The 18212-nt window shown below is 67.5% G+C and carries 15 protein-coding genes and 1 pseudogene; 9 read left to right on the top strand and 7 right to left on the bottom strand.

Annotated features, from left to right (window positions below):
* Nucleotides 1-729 (bottom strand): metallophosphoesterase family protein, encoded by a 729-nt coding sequence (locus OXG33_00820; GenBank protein ID MCY4112466.1) that lies wholly within the window; start codon nucleotides 727-729, stop codon nucleotides 1-3.
* A 474-nt stretch (nucleotides 730-1203) separates the two neighbouring features.
* On the opposite strand from OXG33_00820, the gene OXG33_00825 reads away from it, so the two are divergent.
* The 7 genes from OXG33_00825 to pheT all read left to right on the top strand — a co-directional run bounded on the left by OXG33_00825 (nucleotide 1204) and on the right by pheT (nucleotide 9681).
* Complete coding sequence (locus OXG33_00825) at nucleotides 1204-3018, top strand: hypothetical protein (protein MCY4112467.1); 1815 nt, start codon at nucleotides 1204-1206, stop codon at nucleotides 3016-3018.
* Nucleotides 3019-3437: 419 nt separating this feature from the next.
* A complete protein-coding gene (locus tag OXG33_00830; protein ID MCY4112468.1) occupies nucleotides 3438-4592 on the top strand; it encodes a leucine-rich repeat domain-containing protein in 1155 nt (384 codons plus the stop codon).
* 164 nt (nucleotides 4593-4756) lie between these two features.
* Entirely contained in the window at nucleotides 4757-4951 is a 195-nt protein-coding gene (locus OXG33_00835) for a 50S ribosomal protein L35 (protein ID MCY4112469.1), read from the top strand.
* 12 nt (nucleotides 4952-4963) lie between these two features.
* Entirely contained in the window at nucleotides 4964-5317 is a 354-nt protein-coding gene (rplT, locus tag OXG33_00840; protein ID MCY4112470.1) for a 50S ribosomal protein L20, read from the top strand.
* A gap of 13 nt (nucleotides 5318-5330) precedes the next feature.
* Nucleotides 5331-6149, top strand: coding sequence for an RNA methyltransferase (locus OXG33_00845; protein ID MCY4112471.1), 819 nt, complete (start codon nucleotides 5331-5333; stop codon nucleotides 6147-6149).
* The gene (gene pheS, locus OXG33_00850; protein ID MCY4112472.1) at nucleotides 6133-7155 is read left to right on the top strand and encodes a phenylalanine--tRNA ligase subunit alpha; all 1023 of its coding nucleotides are present in this window, start codon (nucleotides 6133-6135) and stop codon (nucleotides 7153-7155) included. Before OXG33_00845 ends, pheS begins: the two co-directional genes overlap by 17 nt.
* 3 nt (nucleotides 7156-7158) lie before the next feature.
* A complete protein-coding gene (gene pheT, locus OXG33_00855; protein ID MCY4112473.1) occupies nucleotides 7159-9681 on the top strand; it encodes a phenylalanine--tRNA ligase subunit beta in 2523 nt (840 codons plus the stop codon).
* A 24-nt stretch (nucleotides 9682-9705) separates the two neighbouring features.
* Here the strand turns inward: pheT and OXG33_00860 are convergent, their stop codons facing one another.
* Together OXG33_00860 and OXG33_00865 are read right to left on the bottom strand one after the other, a co-directional pair.
* Nucleotides 9706-11673 (bottom strand): S1C family serine protease, encoded by a 1968-nt coding sequence (locus OXG33_00860; protein ID MCY4112474.1) that lies wholly within the window; start codon nucleotides 11671-11673, stop codon nucleotides 9706-9708.
* Nucleotides 11674-11922: 249 nt separating this feature from the next.
* Nucleotides 11923-12270, bottom strand: coding sequence for a glutaredoxin (locus OXG33_00865; protein ID MCY4112475.1), 348 nt, complete (start codon nucleotides 12268-12270; stop codon nucleotides 11923-11925).
* 207 nt (nucleotides 12271-12477) lie between these two features.
* On the opposite strand from OXG33_00865, the gene OXG33_00870 reads away from it, so the two are divergent.
* The gene (locus tag OXG33_00870) at nucleotides 12478-12609 is read left to right on the top strand and encodes a hypothetical protein (protein ID MCY4112476.1); all 132 of its coding nucleotides are present in this window, start codon (nucleotides 12478-12480) and stop codon (nucleotides 12607-12609) included.
* A gap of 15 nt (nucleotides 12610-12624) precedes the next feature.
* A pseudogene (locus OXG33_00875) lies at nucleotides 12625-12936 on the top strand (peroxiredoxin).
* A gap of 7 nt (nucleotides 12937-12943) precedes the next feature.
* Here OXG33_00875 and OXG33_00880 read toward each other — a convergent pair.
* The 4 genes from OXG33_00880 to OXG33_00895 form a co-directional block, all read right to left on the bottom strand.
* Nucleotides 12944-13966, bottom strand: a complete 1023-nt coding sequence (locus OXG33_00880) for a malate dehydrogenase (protein MCY4112477.1) — start codon at nucleotides 13964-13966, stop codon at nucleotides 12944-12946.
* 17 nt (nucleotides 13967-13983) lie between these two features.
* Nucleotides 13984-14739 (bottom strand): aldolase/citrate lyase family protein, encoded by a 756-nt coding sequence (locus OXG33_00885; GenBank protein MCY4112478.1) that lies wholly within the window; start codon nucleotides 14737-14739, stop codon nucleotides 13984-13986.
* Nucleotides 14740-15706: 967 nt separating this feature from the next.
* Nucleotides 15707-16174 carry a redoxin domain-containing protein gene (locus OXG33_00890; protein MCY4112479.1) on the bottom strand — a complete coding sequence of 156 codons (468 nt, stop codon included), beginning with the start codon at nucleotides 16172-16174 and terminating at the stop codon, nucleotides 15707-15709.
* A 69-nt stretch (nucleotides 16175-16243) separates the two neighbouring features.
* Nucleotides 16244-18100, bottom strand: a complete 1857-nt coding sequence (locus tag OXG33_00895; protein MCY4112480.1) for an ABC transporter ATP-binding protein — start codon at nucleotides 18098-18100, stop codon at nucleotides 16244-16246.
* Nucleotides 18101-18212 lie beyond the last annotated feature (112 nt).

Raw genomic sequence — 18212 nt, forward strand, 5'->3', positions numbered from 1 at the left:
CTAGGCGCGCTCGTATCCCGGCAGGATTTCCGTGCCCGGATATCCGGCCGCGCGTCCCGCGGCGATCTCGGCCGTGTGGTCCCAGATCACGGCGTGCGGCTCCGCCGTCCACGCGCCTCGCGGCGCATCCCAGGTGATCTCGGTCCAATGGGCCTGGTTGTAGGCGTTGGCTTCATACATCAATCCCACGCTGCCCGCCCGCAGCACTCGCGTGGGCCCGACCTGCAGGTCCAGCGGAGCGTGAATGTGGCCGACGACCAGCAGCGCCGGCCGCGGCGTGCCCATCAAGCGGTCGAGCTCCACCGGATCGGTGTCGGCCCAGATGAACTCGTCCAGATTGACGCCGTTGGCGTGGCTGATGACCAGCAGCGGCGCGCCATCGATGCCCAGCTCAAGCCGGCGCGGCAGGGCCGCCGCGCGCGCGATGACCGCGTTCGGCAGCGCCTCGATCGTCCAGTCGAAGACTTCGAGGATGCGATCGCGCCATCGGCCGCCGGCGGGCGCCGGTGGGAACTCGCCGGTCCCGAGATCGCGCTCGGTGTTGCCGCAGAGGCAATAGGCGCCGATGCGCTGCAACTCCCGCCAAGTCTCCAGCGGTCGCGGCCCCCCCAGAATCTGGTCGCCATTGGACACGATCAGATCAAAGGGAGCACGGGTGTCGATGTCCCGCAGCACCGCGCGCAGCGCGGTCAGATTGGCATGGACATCGGACACGACGGCAATGTGCATGAGGCGCGTTGAGCGGGGACTTGGGGCGCGCGACAACGCAGCGGCCAGCCTCCCTCGCTGGCGAATGTACCGCACGGCATCGGTGAGCCGGAGCGTGAGCCGTCGCTATCGCGTCGGTCCCGCTTACCGACAGGATTGAGCGATTGACGTAGTGGCGGTTCGCGAGCCGTTCCCCCACCATGAATCCAGGCTCCCCCAGATTCGACCGGACTGGATTCCGGCTTCCGCCGGAATGACGGAGGAGTGTCGCCATCGTCTCCTTTCGTGGGGACCTCACCATAGTCCGCCCGGGAGGACTCCAGGTGCGCGGGGCAGCCGGTTGCGTTGCCATTGGCGGGTCTGTCCTGCAGCTTGGCTACGCCCAGGTTGCCCGGCACGAGAGCTTGCGTGATGCTTGCCCGCGTCTACTTGTTGGATCGGGCTGCGGGCATCGCGCGGTGCGCCGCGCAAGCGCCTCCGTGGGAGGCATGGCCCATGACCGTCCCTGCCGCCGCGCTCGGACTCCTGCTGGCATTGGGGCTCATGGCGTTCGCGTGCGACGCGCCCGCCGACTCGGCGGAAACGGCGGACGCGGCGCAGGCGAGAGCCACGGCTCAGCCAGCCACGCCCGTTGCCACGTCGGACCCGACCGCAGCGCCGAATGCCTTGCCCGCTGCGACACCTGACCCAATCCGGACCGCGCCGGTCTCGCCATCGCCGACCGCAATGCCGGACGCGACGGCAACGCGGACCGGCGCGCCCACCTCCAACCCTGACCGGGCGGTGCTCGTGGCGCTCTACCACGCGACCGACGGACCGAACTGGGCAAACCACGACAACTGGCTGAGTGACGCGCCGTTGGGTGAATGGCACGGGGTCACCACGGACTCCGATGGCCGTGTCACGCGCCTGGCGCTCGATGACAATCAGTTGGTCGGGGAGATCCCGGCTGAGCTGGGAGGCCTCGCGCGTCTGGAGGCGCTGTGGCTCTCGGGGAACCAACTCAGCGGGGCGATCCCATCGGGATTGGGCAATCTCTCGCGGCTGCGACGACTGGAGATTCGCTTCAACCGGTTGCGTGGACCGATCCCGCCCACGTTGGGGCAGCTGGACAACCTGGAGCTCTTGGATTTTCGTGGGAACCAACTGGACGGGCCGATCCCGCCCGAAGTGGGCCGGCTTTCAGATCTGATAGGGCTGGTCCTCCGGGACAACCAGCTGAGCGGGACGATCCCGCCTGGGCTAAGCCAGCTCGCCAAGCTGGAACTCTTGGATCTTCGTGGGAATCTGCTGGACGGGCCGATCCCGCCGGGGCTGGGCCGCCTGGGCAACCTGCAAGAGCTGGTCCTATTCGGCAACCGGTTGAGCGGGCCAATTCCGCCAGAATTGGGTCAGCTCACCGAGCTGTACGGGCTGGCGCTTGGCTCCAATCAACTCAGCGGGCCGATCCCGCCCGAACTGGGCCAGCTTGCGAACCTGGTCGGGCTGAACCTGACGGACAACCGGCTGAGCGGGCCGATCCCGCCCGAATTGGGTTGGCTTTCGAATCTGGTCGGACTGGACCTCAGCGACAACCAGCTCGGCGGGCCGATACCTGCCGACCTCGGCCGACTGGCTGATCTGGACGAGCTGTGGCTGAGCGGCAACCAGCTGCGCGGAGCGATTCCTTCCAGTCTCGGTCGCCTCACCAGGTTGACGATGCTGCGCCTCGCCGGCGGCAACCGGTTCGCTGGATGCATCCCCGCAGCCTTGGCTGAGCTACCGCGCAGTGACCTCCAAGAGCTCGGCCTGCCGTTCTGCGCAGTTGCGGATCCGGCGTCGGCCGGGGGACTGCGGGCCGCTATTGCCGCCGACCGCGCGGCACTGGTCGCGCTCTATCGCGCGACCGATGGCCCGAACTGGGTGCACAGCACCAACTGGCTCAGCGAGGCGCCCCTCGGCGAGTGGATCGGGGTCATCACGGATGTCAGCGGTCGCGTGACGGCGCTGGCGCTCGCGGAGAATCAACTCAGTGGACCGGTCCCGCGCGAACTCGGCCGTCTCTCCAGCCTGCGCGTGCTGGTTCTCGCGGGGAACCGGCTGCACGGGCCGATCCCGTCCGACTTCGGCAGCCTCGGCCAGCTGGTGCACCTGCGGCTCGACCGCAACCATCTCAGTGGACCGATTCCGCCTGAGCTCGGCCAACTCTCGAATCTGCGGTCGCTCGAGCTCGCGTACAACCAGTTCACGGGCTGCATCCCCGAGGGGTTGGGAGACCTCGAGGAGAGCGACCTCGAAAGGCTTGGTCTGCCATTCTGTGGGGCGAGTTGAGTATGGATGGGCGGGCCGGCGTGCGACGGGCTCCGTGGGAGGCCCTGACAATGACCATCCGCGCCGCCGGGCTCGGAGTTGGGTGCACGTCCGCAACCCCGGAAACGTGCACGAGGCGTGCTGAAGGGGAACGGTTGCGCGTGAGGGCGCAGCGGCCGACCTGACCTCAGTTTCTGGCGGCTGAATCGCTCGGTGCCGGCCAGCCGAGTCGTGGGCGAGGCCAGATCCGCCGCTTTTGACGGGATTGACGGTGGAACGCGGCCGACGGGTCCGCCAGGCGATACCGCCCGGAGGCTTGGCCTTAGCGGCCAGCGCCCGGCGCAGAGGTTCCGAACGAACCGAGCAAAATCTATCGGTCGATCAGGTCCTTAGGTACCATGTCTCAAACGAGGTGATTGCAAGCCGCAATAACCGTACCCATGACCAATTGTGCCGCCGCGCTCGCGCTCCTTTTGGCAATGGCGCTCATGGCGGCCACGTGCGACGCGCCGGTGGACACGCCCGTGGCGATCCCTACACCCGGATCTGCTGCCGCGGACCGGGTGGCTCTAGTCGCGCTCTACCACGCGACCGATGGACCGAATTGGACGGACAATCGAAACTGGCTCACCGATGTGCACATCGGTGCCTGGTTCGGCGTCACTACCGTCCGCGGTCGGGTCACGGAACTCCGACTCGATGAGAATCAGTTGACCGGCACTATTCCGTCCACGCTGGGCCGCCTGACAAATCTGAGAAAGCTATCGCTTACATGGAATCAACTGACTGGGGCGATCCCGCCCGATCTCGGTCACCTCGCTCAACTACAAGAACTAGTCCTGGGTCACAACCAGTTGACTGGCACTATTCCGTCCACGCTGAGCGGCCTGACAAATCTGAAAACGCTCTGGCTCTCTTGGAATCAACTGACTGGAGCGATCCAGCCCGATCTGGCCCACCTCACTCAACTGCAAGACTTGGGCCTCAGCAACAACCAGTTGAGCGGCGCCATTCCGTCCTGGCTGGGCAGCCTCGGCAATCTGCACTCGCTGTCTCTCGAAGAAAACCAGCTCAGTGGAGCAATCCCGAGGATATTGGGCGACCTCCACAGGCTGCGGCATCTAAATCTCGCTGCCAACCATCTGCAGGGGCCGATACCGCGCGAGCTGGGCCTCCTCGCTTCCCTGGAGGTGCTGGACCTGGCCGATAACCAGTTGCGAGGAGATCTTCCTCCCGAACTTGGTGGCCTCTCCCGACTAACCTCCTTGACGCTCGCCAGGAACAGGCTGCAGGGGGAAATACCACCTGAACTGGGTCGTCTGACCAACTTGAGAAGATTGTCGCTCGATGGCAACCAACTTCGTGGGACGATTCCGCCCCAACTGGGTAGTCTCACTCACCTAAGGGAGTTGAGCCTCAGAGACAATCGGCTAGACGGGAAGGTTCCGTCTGACCTGGGCCACTTAGCAAATCTGCAGCATGTGAATCTCGGTAGTACCAATCGACTCACCGGGTGCCTCCCCGCAAGGCTGCGTAACGCTCGGTTCAACGACCTCGAAGAGTTGGAGTTGCCGTTCTGCTGGTACACCAGTTGAAGCCTGACCCTGGGACCGGCACGAGTCGGTCCTTGCGCCAGGGCCCTCAGTGACAATCACTGGCCGGTCGAGTCACACGAAACCTCTTCCGATGCTCAGGCTGGTCGGTCGGCCCGTGCTACTCTGAAGCATCGCGGCGTGATGCGCCGCGGTTTTGTTGTCCTATGCCAAAACTCAAAACACGAAAAGCCGCCGTTAAGCGGCTGCGCAAGACCGCCAACGGCAAGGTGACCTGCGCCAAGAGCACGGCGCAGACCCTGCGGCGCAAGAAGAGCCGCCGCGCTCGGCGCGCCAAGGGTCACGAGCAGCCGATCACCGGCGGTCAGCTCAAGCAGGCCAAGCGCCTGCTCGCCGGATAGGGCGGACCGCCGATGGCACGAGTCAAGCGCAGCGTCGCCAGCCGCAAGCGCCGCCGGCGCGTCCTCAAAGCCGTGCGGGGCCACAAGGGCGCCCGCAGCCGTCAGTTCAAGGCCGCCCACGAAGACCTGATGCACGCGCGGCAATACGCCTACGCCCACCGGCGCACGCGGCGCCGCGACATGCGGCGCGGCTGGATCCTGCGCATCAATGCGCGCGCTCGGGCGCTGGGCATGACCTACAGCCAGTTCATGCACGGTTTACGTCGGGCCAACATCGACCTCGACCGCAAGGTGCTGGCGGACCTGGCGCTCAACGAGCCCGAGGCCTTCGAAGACCTGGTGAAGGCGGCGCAAGCCGCCGCCTAGGCGCGGTGGGGCCGTGGCTCCGTCGCCGCTCATCCGCAGTGCTCGCAACCCGGCGGTTGCCCATGTTCGTTTGCTCCAACGCGGCAGCACGCGCCGCCGCGCCGGTCACACGGTCGTCGAAGGCCCGAAGCTCGTGGCCGAGGCATTGCGCGCCGGCGTGATCGTTTCCGTGCTGTGCACGGCGGAGCCGTCTCCGGCCGCGGCGGCAGTCGCCGACGAGGCCGCGGCGCAGGGGCTTTCCGTGCGCCGGTGCACCGACGGGATATTCGACGCTGTCGCCGACACCGAGACGCCCCAGGGAGTCCTGGCCGTGATCGCCACGCCGGACCCGCCGCCGGTTTCGGGCCCCGCGTTGCTCCTGGTCGTTGACGGAGTGCAAGACCCGGGCAACGTCGGCGCCATGGTCCGCAGCGCCGCCGCGGCGGGCGCGACGGGCGTAGTCTGCGCCCCGGGCACGGCCGACGCCTACAGCCCCAAGGCCATGCGAGCGGGCGCGGGCGGGCAGTTTCGCGTGCCCATTCGGAAAGCGGCCGAACCGGCGGACCTCGAGTCGCTCGCCGACGATGTCGACATATATGCGGCCGTCACCGACGCCGATCTGACCTATCACGACATCGACTTGACTCGCCCCTGCGGACTGATCGTGGGCGCCGAATCGGCCGGTGTTTCGCCTGCGTGGCGCGCCGCGAGCCGCGCGACCGTCCGCGTGCCGATGCACGCCGAGGTCGAGTCGCTCAACGCGGCCGCCGCGGCCGCCGTTATCCTGTTCGAGGCCGCGCGGCAGCGCGTGGCTGCCTCTACCAACAAAGATCCTGGTGCGCGAGCGGATTGACGAGCTGCTGGCCGCGGCGCGGGCCGAGCTGGCGCAGGCCGGCTCCGACGCGGCGTTGGAAGCCTGGCGCGTGGCGCACCTGGGACGGCGCAGCGCGCTCACCGGCATCCTGCGGTCGATCCGCGAGCTGCCCCCCGAGGACCGCCGGGCCGCCGGCCAGGCCGCCAACGCCGCGCGCCAGGCCCTCGAGGAGGCGTTTGCCGCCCACCAACAGAGCCTGAGCCAGCGCGCCGATGGGTCAGGCCCCGACGTCACCATGCCGGGCTACCCCGTGCGACTCGGCCGGCTGCATCCGCTGACGCGCACGCTGCGCGAAATTCGCGCGGTGCTCGCGCCATTGGGCTTCCGCGCCGTCAGCGGGCCGGAGGTGGAGTGGGACCGCTACAACTTCGAGCTGCTCAACATTCCCGCCGACCATCCGGCCCGCGACATGTGGGACACCTTCCATCTCCAGCAGCAGGCGCGGCCCGGCGATCTGCTGCTGCGAACCCACACGTCGCCGGTGCAGGCGCGCGTGATGGAGCAGGTGCGGCCGCCGGTGCGCGTGATCGCGCCGGGCAAGGTCTATCGCTACGAAAACCGCGACGCCTCGCACGAGTCCGAGTTCATGCAGGTCGAGGGGCTGGCGATCGACGAGCGCATCACGATGGCGGACCTGCGCGGCACGCTGACCCACTTCGTGCGCGCGATGTTCGGCCCGGACCGCGAGCTGCGGATTCGCGCCAGCTATTTTCCCTTCACCGAGCCCAGCGCCGAGGCCGAGATGTCCTGCCACGCCTGTGACGGCGGCGGCTGTTCGGTCTGCGGGGGCAGCGGCTGGATCGAGATTCTGGGCGCGGGGATGGTGCATCCCACGGTGCTGGCGAACGTGGGCTACGACCCCGAGGTGTATCAAGGCTTCGCCTTTGGCATGGGCGTGGAGCGGATCGCCATGCTGAAATACGGCGTCACCGACATCCGCAGCTTTTACCGCAACGACCTGCGGTTCCTCAGGCAGTTCCACTAGCTCATGCGGGTGCCCTACGAGTGGCTGTGCGAGCTGTCGGGCGTCGATGCGCCGGTTGACGAGGCGGCGCGGCGGCTGACGGACGCGGGCTTCGAGGTGGCCGAGATTCACCGCGCCGGCGAGCACTGGGACCGGGTGGTGGTGGGCGAAGTCGTGCGCATCGACCCACATCCCAATGCCGATCGGCTCAACCTGCCGACGGTGACCACCGGCGCGGACGAGTTCCAAGTCGTGTGTGGCGCGTGGAACTTCGCGTCCGGCGACAGGATCGCCTTCGCACACGAGGGCGCGCGGCTGTGGGACGCCTACTCCGACGAGCCGCGGCTCAAGGAGCTAAAGCCGACCAAGATTCGCGGCGTGGTCTCACGCGGCATGTTGTGCTCGAACCGCGAGTTGGGACTGAGCGACGACCACGAGGGCATCCTGATCCTGGAGCCCGATGCGCCCGTGGGCCGCCCGCTGACCGAGGTCCTCGGCGACGAGGTGATCGAATTCGAGCTCAAGGCCAACCGCCCGGACGCCCTCTCGGTGCTGGGCATCGCGCGCGAGGCCGCCGCGCTCTTCGGCACCGAGGTCCGCTCGCCGATCCCCGACGCTCGGGCGAGCGACGGTGAACCGTGGCCGTCGGTGCAGCTGGAGATCGACGACCCGGCGCTCTGCGCCCGTTACTCGGCGGCGTTCGTGCGCGACGTGGAGGTGGCCGAGTCGCCGGCCTGGCTGCGCAAGCGGCTGGAGCTGGCGGGCATGCGGCCGATCAACACGATCGTGGACGTGACGAACTACGTGATGCTGGAAACCGGACAGCCGCTGCACGCGTTCGACTGGGACACCATCCGCGGCGGCCTGATCGGCGTCCGCACGGCCAGGGCCGGCGAGCGGCTGGTGACGCTGGACGGCCAGGACCGCGAACTAACCGGCGAGACGCTCTGCATCGTGGACGGCGAAGGCCCGGTGGCGCTGGCGGGCGTGATGGGCGGGCTGGCTACCGAAGTCACCGACGCCACGTCGACGGTGCTGCTGGAATCGGCCACGTTCGACCCCGTGAGCATTCGCCGCACGGCGCACCGGCTGGCGCTGCGCAGCGAGGCGTCGCGCCGGTTCGAGAAAAACCTCCCCCCTGAACTCACCGAACCCGCGCTGCGACGCTGCGTGCAACTCATCGAGACCATCGGCGCGGGACGCGGGGAGTTCCTGTCGGGCGACGCCTACCCGGCACCGAGTCAACCCGAGCCGGTTTCGCTCGAGTTCGACCGCATCGAGCGCCTCATGGGCCTGGCCTACGAATGCACCGAGGTGCGGCGCGCGCTCCAGGCGCTGGCCTTCACGGTGACCGAGACCGACGACCTGTTGCACGTGCAGCCGCCGTTCTGGCGCCGCGACGTGACCACGCCCGCCGACGTGGTGGAAGAGGTCGCGCGGCTGCTGGGCTATGACCGCATCCCGAATACGCTGCCCACCGGCGGCGTGACCGACACGGTGCCGGGCGAGCTTGACCCCCGCGACGACGAGCTGCGGGACGTGATGGTCGGCCTTGGATTCACCGAGTGCGTGACCTATGCGCTCACGAGCGAGGCCCGCCTGGCGCGGCTTGTGTCGCCCGACCTGCTGGACGCCGATCCGGAAACGCCGCTGGGCGATCCGGAGACCTGGGAAATGGTTCAGCGTTCCGCGATGAATGACGCCGGGCGCGCGCTTGCCGACCGCCTGTTGCCGCTGCACCGAGCGCCGCTGGCGATCCGTAATCCGCTGTCGTCCGATGAGTCGACACTGCGGCTCACCGGCCTGGCGACGATGCTGGAGACCCTGCGCGCCAACCGCCGCCACACCGACCGCGACCTGCTGCTCTTCGAGTGCCAGCCGACATTCCTGCCGCGCCAGGACGACCTGCCGGATGAGCCGCTGCTGCTGACGGCGGTGATTGGTGAGCGCGTCAGTGCCGGGCGCTGGGACGAGACCGCGACCGTCGAGCTTCCGTTCGTCCGCGGCGTCGTCGACGAAGTGCTGGCGCGGTCTGGCGTCGACCAGCCCACGGTCAGCCACGAGGAGGTCGAGCACCCGACGTTCGCGGCCGGGCAGGCGGTGGGAGTGACACAAGCCGGTCGAACGCTGGCCGCCTATGGCGCCATCGAGCCGGAGGTGGCCGCGGCCTACGACCTGGACGAACGCGCCTGGGCGCTGCTGGTGGACGTGGGCGCGCTGCGGGCAGCCTCGGCCGGCCCGCCGTCGTTCACGCCCTGGTCGGAGTATCCGGCTGCGCTGCGTGACCTGGCGGTCGTCGTCGACGAGGGCGTGGCCCAAGCCGAGGTGCTGGAAACCATCCGGCGCGCCGGGCGGCCGCTGCTGGCCTCGGTGCGCATGTTTGACGAGTACCGCGGCGAACAGATCGCGGCCGGCAAGCGCAGCCTGGCATACGCGCTGAGCTATGCGGCGCCGGACCGGACGCTCACCGATAAGGAGGCCGACAAGGCGCACAACCGCGTCGTCCGGGCGCTCCAGCACCGGCTGGGAGCGGAGTTGCGGGGCTAGACAGCCCGTAACGCCGCTCGCGGCTTAGAGCGGGTAGCCCTGCACCCACACGTTCGTGAAGGTGACGCTGCCGCCCTCGCCCCAGTTCTTGCATTCCAGGCTGACGAGCGCCTCCGCGCCATAGGGCAGGTCTTCGGCCGCCGCTACGGTCACGCCATTGATCGCAAGGCCGGCCCAGCCGTCGCGATAAGTGAAGCGAACGGCAAAGGGCCGTCCGTAGTCGATATCAGGAATCTGGCCCCATGGCCACTCTTGAATGATGTCATACCTGCCGTTGGAGAACCGGCCCCACGTCAAACCAAAACTCTCGGTTCCGGAAGTGTCTGGTCGACCATGTATGCCGATGCCGATTCGGTCGTGGTTCTCCCAGCCCTCGTAGGCGCTGCGTAGATTGATGTCAACAATCGGGACTTGCCGTCCTGGGTTTTGATGCAGCACGACCGTTGCCTGCAACATGAGCTCACGACCAAAGGCAGAGGCAGGTGTCAATTCGGTTTCGTAGCTGTCTTGACAGTCAATGTGGGCGCGACTGAACAGCAGAATGGGCCGAGGGGGTGGAAGGGACGTCGCGCCGCCGCTGCTGATGGTCTCAAGCCACGAATCGATTAAGGGCCGCGCGCGCTCGCTTGGAATCAGGAAGTTCGTGTTTTGAAGGTCGCTCAGGGATCCGACCGTGATGCCGACCACGTGCCCATCCAGCGTCGCGACCGGCCCGCCGCTGTTGCCGGGATTGAGCGCGGCGTCGGTCTGGAGATATTTCCCGCCTGGAACGCTGATGCGGTTCGAAAGCAAGCCGGTGGTGACCGTTGGACTGGCGGCGCACGGCGAGTCTTTACCCGTGAGCGTCGCGCCGTGGCCCATGGCCACGAGCTGTGAACCAAGCGGCAGATCTGCCGAATTGCCCCAGGTAACCGGTACCGAGTGGGTCAATCCGTCGATGACCAGCAACGCCAGGTCGATGTCCGCATTGGCGGCAACCACCGAGGCCGTAGCCTGGTGCCCGGTGACCGTCGTGGCGGTGATCGTTTGGGCGCCCTCAACGACATGCCAGCTCGTGACGGCGTAGCCGTCGTCGGTAACGAAGAAGCCGGAGCCGCACTGCTTCAGGTCGGTCTCGATGCGTAGCAACGACGGCTGGAGGCGCTGCACCGTGCTCGCCACGTCGCCGGTCGCCGTGACGGCAGCGAGCGACCCACCCTGGTGGAGACGCGCCTGATCGCCGACGCTGAACGGGGGCTTCGAGGTGAAGGCCGGGAATTGCTCCCAGGAGTTGCCGGGGTATTTGCGGTTGCGCAGGGTGTCGCCCAGCAAACGGAGCTTGACCGGCGAAGTCTCGGACTCCGGGTGATATTCCAGGACGGCGGCCTGGAAATACTGCCGAATGCGGCTGTCCACGGCCCGACCGGGGTCGTGCAGCACGGCCTGGTGGTGGTTGTCACGCCGTGCGTCGGACTTGGGATAGCCGAAGGAGTCCACGCCGCCAAGCCGGTGGAAGAAGTCCGCAAAACCAATTGAGACTCCCTCCACCGAAATGTTCGCCACCTTGTGGCCCCAGGGACCGAGGACTTCCCCCGGATGCGGGTTGGTGAAGTCCGGCTCAACGCCCTGGTCGATGGACCCGCCGAGGCCGCCGCCCAGATGGTCCCAGGCCAGGCGGCGCTGGAACGTGTGCCGACCGCCCTGCGGCGGCGGCTGCCAGTCGACGACGCCGCGCTGGTAGTACTGCGTCAGCGTGCCTCGGGTCTCCTCGAAGATCTCCGACGTGGGGAAGCCCCAGCGCTCGACGCCGCCGGTCCGGTCGAAGTTGGCCAGGAAATTGGCCTCGAAGGATGCGCCGTTGGTGAATGTGCCCGAGAGATTCAGGATGTTGTGCTGCAGCTCGGCGTAGTAGCGCACCGCCGTGACCTGCGCCGTGGCCGTGACGCCGAAGCCGAGCTCACGCGCGGCTGCGGGAGCCGCAGCGACCGCCGCGAGCAATAGAGCGACGGCCACAGTGATGAGACGAGTGGGGCGCAGCGGAAACGTCGCTATCTGGGAAGGGAGGGCCGATCGGCAGAGTCGGGCCGCCTAGCGTACATGCGGCAACGGCTCGATCACTAGGGTAACGACGCGGTCCGATGCCCGTCGCTTGAGCAACGCGGCTTCAGGTCGCTCCTATCGGCTCGGGCCGGCGTGGCTTCGACTCGGAAAAGGAACCGAATCACCGCCGCGCGCGCGGCGAATCGGGTTGTGCGTCCGGCGCTACAGGTCCTCGAACGCGACGTTGGCGGCGTGGACCTCGTCGGCGCAGGCGCGGTCGATGGGGACCGGCGTGGGCAGGTTGTTCTTGGCGATGTAGCCCTTGTCGGCCAGCCAAGCCTCGACCTCTTCGCCGCTGACGTCGGCCAGCATGCGGCCGTCCACCACCACGCACGGCGACAGCGGCTGCCCGCTCTTGATCACCATCTCGTGGTAGTTCGTCGGGCTGTTGATGATGTCCTTGTCCTCGTAGCCGAGGTCGTATTTGTCGAGGACGGCGCGGACGCCGGCGCTCCAGCCGCAGACGGGCTTGAGGTACGCCACGATCTCAGGCGTTGACTGCGTTGCCATGGTTTGTCTCCAGGAAAGTCCCGGCGGTGCGGGAAGGTCGTCTCCCAATTGTGTCAAATCGGGGCCGCAGTCGGTAATGGCGGGGAGTCCGGTCTTGGTTCGACCGGCTCACCACGAACGGCGGGCGGCCCTGCCGGCCCAAGCACCCGGCACCCGAGCCACTGCCGCCGTCGGTCATACTGGCGCGAACGAAAGGGGAGCATCGACATGGCAAGACTCAACCTCGGCGATGCGTTTCCAGCGCTGGAGGGTGTGCTGGGCGACGGCACGCCGTTCCGAATCCCCAATGATCTGGGGGACCGGCGCACGGCGTTGCTGTTCTACCGCGGCCACTGGTGATCGCACTGTCGCCGGCAGTTGGCCGGCTACAACTGGCTGCTCGACACCCTTGACGCGATCGGCGTCGACGTGGTGGGACTCTCCGTCGATCCGCGCGAGGACATCGCGGCGCTGACGGAGCGCCTGGGGCTCGAGTTCCCACTGGTGGGCGAGTTGGCCTATCCGGACGCCCCCGACGCGGTGGGCGCCTACCGTTTTGAGCGCCGCCGGGCCTTCCAGGCCACGGCCTTCGTGCTGGACGCCGATCGCCGCGTCGAGGCGGCCGTCTACTCGGCCACCAACGCCGGCCGCCTCACGCCCGAAGAGCTGATGCGCACCTACGGCTGACCCCGCGTCAGCCCGCGAGGTGCGGGTTCACCGAGCCCCAATCGGCGACGGCCGGGATCAGGCCCATGCCAATCGTCTCGTCGCGCAGGTGCTGGAGGTGCGCGTAGGCGGCGTCGAGCTCCGCGCGCTCGTCCGCGTCGCCTTCGGGCAGGCGCCAGGCGACCCCGCCCGGACCGAGCGTCGTGGGCATGGCCATCATCACGTTTGTGTACGGCTCGCCGGTCACGAAGGCCCCGCAGGGCCACTCGAACGGCTCGCCGCCGCAGGCCGCGCGCACCATCATCGCGGTGAGGTGCGCCGGCGACTGGAACGACGAGCGCCCCCGCAACTTGATGACGCGCGCGCCGCCGCCGAGCACGTGCTCGCGGATCTCCTGCCATCCCTCGGCGTCCAGCCCCACGCCATTGGCCGCAGCGCCGCCGTTGACAATGTCGTTGAGCGGCACGCCGTCGATCTGGATCGCGCCCTTGTAGAGCGCCATCTCCTGGCCGTGGCCGCCGTAGGTGCGGCAGCCGTCCACACGGTGCTGCGCCACGCCGAAATGTTGCGCCAGACGCGTCTGCAGACGGGTGCTGTCAAGGGCCGCCAGCGTGGTCACGCGCTGCGGCGGCAGGCCCGAGTGCACCAGCGTCACCAGCCCGGTGATGTCCGCCGGGTTGAACACGATGACCACCAGCTTGGCCTCCGGCGCATGCTGGCTGATGTCCTTCCCGAGCTGCGCGGCGATCTCGGCGTTGCCGCGCAGCAGGTCCTCGCGCGTCATGCCCTCGCGGCGCGGCGCGCCGCCGGAGCTGAGTACGAAGGCCGCGCCGTCCAGCGCCTCGCCCGCGTCCGTCGTCCAGGTCACGTCGGCGCCGGGAAAGGCGCAGTGGTAGATCTCCTCCGCCGCGCCCTCCAGGCCGGGCCCGAATGGGTCGTACATGGCGACGGTGTTGGCCGTGCCGGTGGACAGCAGCGCCTGGACCAGGTTCGAGCCCACGGCGCCCGCCGCGCCCATCACGGCGACCTTGTCGGTGGTCAGGTAGCTCATGTCGCCCCCGGCGGCCACTAGGCCCGCACCGCGGCGAGTTGCTCAGCCAGAGCGGCCTGCAAGATGCGGTAGTCGCTCGAGTAGTCGATCATCGTGAATCCCTGCGCGATGAGCTGTTGCGCCCGTTCCACGTTCGGCGCCGGCAGTCCGGCGGGCTTGCCGGCGGCCTGCGCCCCGGCCAGGATCCTGGCAATGGCGTCCGCGTGGTCGGCGTTCGTGAACATGTCGGCGCTGGTGAGCCCCATGGAGAGCGCCAGGTCGGACGGCCCGATATAGGCCACGTCCATGCCGTCGACTTCCATGATCGCCTGAGTGTTGGCCACGCCCTCCAGGTCCTCGATCTGGGGGCAGATGATCAGGTTGTCGTTGGCCTGCGCGGTCCAGGCGCGGTCGATGGTGGCGCGCGAGGTGCCGGACGAGCGATGCCCGCGGGGCGGATAGCGCACGGCTTCGGCAATGGCCTCGGCCTGCTCGACCGTGCTCACGTGCGGGACGACCAGCCCAATGGCGCCGGCGTCCAGGATCTGCCCGAAGCAGGCCGGATCGTTGGTCCAGGGACGCACGAGAGGCACGCAATCCTGCGACTCGATGGCCCGTAGCCCTTCCGTGATCATCCCCAGGTCCCAGGGCGCATGCTCGGCGTCGATCACCAGCCACTCACAGCCGCCCACCGCCATCACCTCGGCAGCCAGGGGCGACGCCAGGTTCAGCCAGGAGCCAATGGACACTTCGCCTCGGCGCAGCGTGGCCAAGACCGGATTCGGAAACCTCACGAACGTCCTCCGTTCAGCACGGACTCACTGACCCAATTGTGACGCACCCGATGCCAGAACGGGCACTCCGACTGACGACTTCTTGACAAGCCTACGGGGATGGTCAGACAGTCAGGGTAATTCCCCCAGTTGCTTCGGCGGCTGGGCAGAGGCCACCCGAGGGTGGCCTCTGCTTTTTCTTGCCAATGCGCACAAATGTATACGTCGACGGCTTCAACCTGTACTACGGTGCCCTTCGAGGCACGCCTTACAAGTGGTTGGACCTAGAAGAGCTTTGCCGTCGACTCTTAGGATCCCGACTCACACTGAGCCGCATTCGCTACTTCACGGCGGACGTGAGGCCCGTTCCGACTGATCGTCAGAAGCATGTGCGTCAGCAGATTTGCCAGCGCGCGCTCCGAACCATTTCATGCTTGGACATTCACAAGGGCCGCTTCGCACGTGGCTCCCGATGGATGAATCTCGCTGAGCCGGTACCTGGCCTGCCCGACAAGGTTCGTGTGCAATGCACGGAAGAGAAGGGGTCTGACGTGAATCTGGCGACGTACCTAGTGTTCGATGCTGCGGTCAGAGACTTTCAAGCAGCGGTCGTCGTCTCCAACGACACCGATCTGGTGGAGCCAATCAAGCTGGTACGACAGGAGTTCAATCGCCCGGTCATGGTTGTCAATCCGCAGCGGAGCCGTAGTGACCGTATGCGAAAAGCAGCCACGTCGTACGAGCTGCTAGACCAAGAGCTGCTAGCGCAATGCCAATTCCCGCGACACTTGATAGACGTGAGTGGGTCATTCGAAAAGCCCGCCGCCTGGGAGGAAGCTCGCTAACACTCGGCGGATCTGGCCGTTCGTTCTGGCGTAAGGCGGTCGGCCACGTTCGCCGCCTCGCGACAGCCGGGCATCGCGTCTTCCTCCAGAAGAAGACGTGATTGGCCGCTTCTACGATTCGGCCTGCCCTACGCAGCGAGGCCTCAGCCCGATAGACACGCCATCACGGGGTCGTAGTCGGGCAGCTCGGCCACCTCTGGCGCGGTTTCGATGTGCGCGACCTTGCCATCGCCGTCGACGACCACGATCACGCGGTTGGCGATGTTCATGTCCTCGATCAGCACGCCGTAGGCGCTCGCGGTGGCCCCGAGGGGATTGAAGTCGCTCAGCACCGGATAGCTCACGCCCGACTGCTCGGCCCAGGCCTTCAACGTCCAGGTGTTGTCGGTCGAGATCGCGACCGTCACCGTGCCCTCGAGTCCACCCAGCTTTTCCGCGATGATCGGCAACTGGTCGCTGCACACCGGCGAGAACGCGGCCGGCACGAAATTGATCACCACCGTCGATCCGCGATGGTCGCTCAGCTTGAAGGGCTCGGCGTCCCTGGGGGCCGTCGGAAGCTCGAAGTCCGGGGCCTCGTCGCCCACTTTCAACGTTGCCGTCTCAGACATGACACATCTCCCGCGGAAGTAGCTGCCGCGATCGTACGGGTCGCCGACCCCGCCCACAAAACGGGCCGGCTAGCGATAGGCCGACGCCTGCATGCCGAACCAGGTGGCGTAGGTTCCGCCGCGGGCCAGCAGCTCCTCGTGGGTGCCGTGCTCGGACAGCCGCCCGTCCTCGATGACGTAGATGCGGTCGGCCATCCGCACGGTGGAGAACCGGTGCGAGATCAGCACCGCCATGTGGTCCGAGGTCAGCTCCCGGAAGCGCTGGAAGACCTCATATTCGGTGCGCGCGTCGAGCGACGCGGTGGGCTCGTCGAGGATGAGCAGCTGGGCGTCGCGCATGTAGCCTCGGGCCAGCGCGATCTTCTGCCACTCGCCGCCGGAGAGCTCGGTGCCGTCGCCCCACCAGCGCCCCAGCGTGGTGTCGTAGGTTTCGGGCAGTCCCTCGATAGTCTCGGCCGCACCGCTGCGTCGCGCCGCCGATTCCACCAGGGATCGCACGTCCTTGAGCGGCAGGTTGCCGTAGCCGATGTTGTCGTTGGCGGTGGCGTGAAATTGCACGAAGTCCTGGAACGTCACGCCGATCTGGCTGCGCACGCTGGCGACGTCGTACTCGCGCAGGTCCACGCCGTCCAGCGTCACGCGTCCGCGCGAGGGATCGTAGAGGCGGGTGAGCAGCTTGACGATGGTGGTCTTGCCCGCGCCGTTGGCCCCGACCAGCGCGATGGTCTCGCCGCGGCCGATGGTGAGGTCGATGCCGCGCAGCACCGGCTCCCGCACGCCGGGATAGCTGAAGTGCACGTCGTGGAAGGCCATGCCCTTCCGGATGGGTCGCGGCACCGGTCGTTGCCCCGGATCGGGGCGAATCGTCGGCTCGAAGGCCAAGAAGTCGAACAGGTTGGTCAGAAACAGATTGGCCTCATACATCGAGTTCACGCCGGCGAAGATCCGTCGCAGCCGCTCCTGGGTCTGCACCAGCGCCTGGTGATAGAGCGTGAGATCGCCCAGCGTCAGCCGCCCGGCGATGGTGGCCAGCGCCACGAAGATGTACAGCCCGGACGCCGTGCCCGCCGACACAATGCCGAGAGCGAAAGTGATGCTCTCGCGCGAGAGCGTGAGCTTGCGATTCTCGCGGTAGAACCGGGCAAAGGTGCGGCGGTACTGCGCCAGCAGATGGCCGCCCAGATCGAAGAGCCGCACCTCCTTGACCGTTTCGTCCGAGGTCATCACGTAGCCCAGATACCAGAGCCGGCGGGCGTCGGGCGCGCGCCGCCAGTTCATCCGGTAGCGCGCGCGGGCGAACCACATGTCGGCGCCCAGATAGGGGATGGACGTGACCGCCACCACCAGCAGAATCCACCAGGCCAGCGCCGCCAGCAGCGCCGCCACCGAGACAAGCTGGATGAAGCTGCCGGCCAGCGAAAAGACGTTGGTGACGAGCCCGGTCGGGCGCATGTTGGCCTCGCGGCGGGCGCGCTCCAGCATGTCGTAGAACGTCGAGTCTTCGAAATAGGCCAAATCCAGTGTCTCGGCCTTTTCCAGGATCATGATGTTGATCCGGTTCGAGAAGCGGTCGCCCAGCATCGCCTGCAGCGCGTTGCCCCCGTGATCGAGCGCCGTGCCGACCAGCGCCAGGGCCAGCTGCAGCACTACCAGCATCACCACGCGGTTGACCGAGTCGCCGGCGCCGCCGACGGCGATGGCCTCGACGACCGCGTCGATGACCAGCTTCGTGAGCCATATGGTCGCTGCGGGAATGAGGGCGCGAACCGCCGTGACGGCGGCTACCCCGGCGGTGAGGCCGGGACTGGTTTGCCACACCATGGCCATCACGCGCGGCGTGTAGGCAAACGTGGCGCCCAGGGCGCGCGCGAATTCGCGCGGACTGAAGGAAGCCCGCCCCGACGACCGCCCGTGCGCGAAATCCATGAGGGCGATGAGATCCGAGACTCGACCTAGACTAGAGGCTAGCAGCGCAACTGCGCCGACGAATCGAGCGGAGACGTGCCATCGACCTCAGCAGGCGGGTTTGGCGGGAGTC

The organism is Chloroflexota bacterium (assembly GCA_026708035.1).
Taxonomy (GTDB): Bacteria; Chloroflexota; UBA11872; order UBA11872; family UBA11872; genus JAJECS01.

Bases quoted from the DNA above. Each gene is read 5' to 3' on its own strand.
- rplT (MCY4112470.1), top strand. From the start codon at position 4,964: ATGGCACGAGTCAAGCGCAGCGTCGCCAGCCGCAAGCGCCGCCGGCGC.
- OXG33_00835 (MCY4112469.1), top strand. From the start codon at position 4,757: ATGCCAAAACTCAAAACACGAAAAGCCGCCGTTAAGCGGCTGCGCAAG.
- OXG33_00825 (MCY4112467.1), top strand. From the start codon at position 1,204: ATGACCGTCCCTGCCGCCGCGCTCGGACTCCTGCTGGCATTGGGGCTC.
- OXG33_00880 (MCY4112477.1), bottom strand. From the start codon at position 13,966: ATGAGCTACCTGACCACCGACAAGGTCGCCGTGATGGGCGCGGCGGGC.
- OXG33_00870 (MCY4112476.1), top strand. From the start codon at position 12,478: ATGGCAAGACTCAACCTCGGCGATGCGTTTCCAGCGCTGGAGGGTGTG.
- OXG33_00830 (MCY4112468.1), top strand. From the start codon at position 3,438: ATGACCAATTGTGCCGCCGCGCTCGCGCTCCTTTTGGCAATGGCGCTC.
- OXG33_00895 (MCY4112480.1), bottom strand. From the start codon at position 18,100: ATGGATTTCGCGCACGGGCGGTCGTCGGGGCGGGCTTCCTTCAGTCCG.
- OXG33_00890 (MCY4112479.1), bottom strand. From the start codon at position 16,174: ATGTCTGAGACGGCAACGTTGAAAGTGGGCGACGAGGCCCCGGACTTC.
- pheT (MCY4112473.1), top strand. From the start codon at position 7,159: ATGCGGGTGCCCTACGAGTGGCTGTGCGAGCTGTCGGGCGTCGATGCG.
- OXG33_00820 (MCY4112466.1), bottom strand. From the start codon at position 729: ATGCACATTGCCGTCGTGTCCGATGTCCATGCCAATCTGACCGCGCTG.
- OXG33_00865 (MCY4112475.1), bottom strand. From the start codon at position 12,270: ATGGCAACGCAGTCAACGCCTGAGATCGTGGCGTACCTCAAGCCCGTC.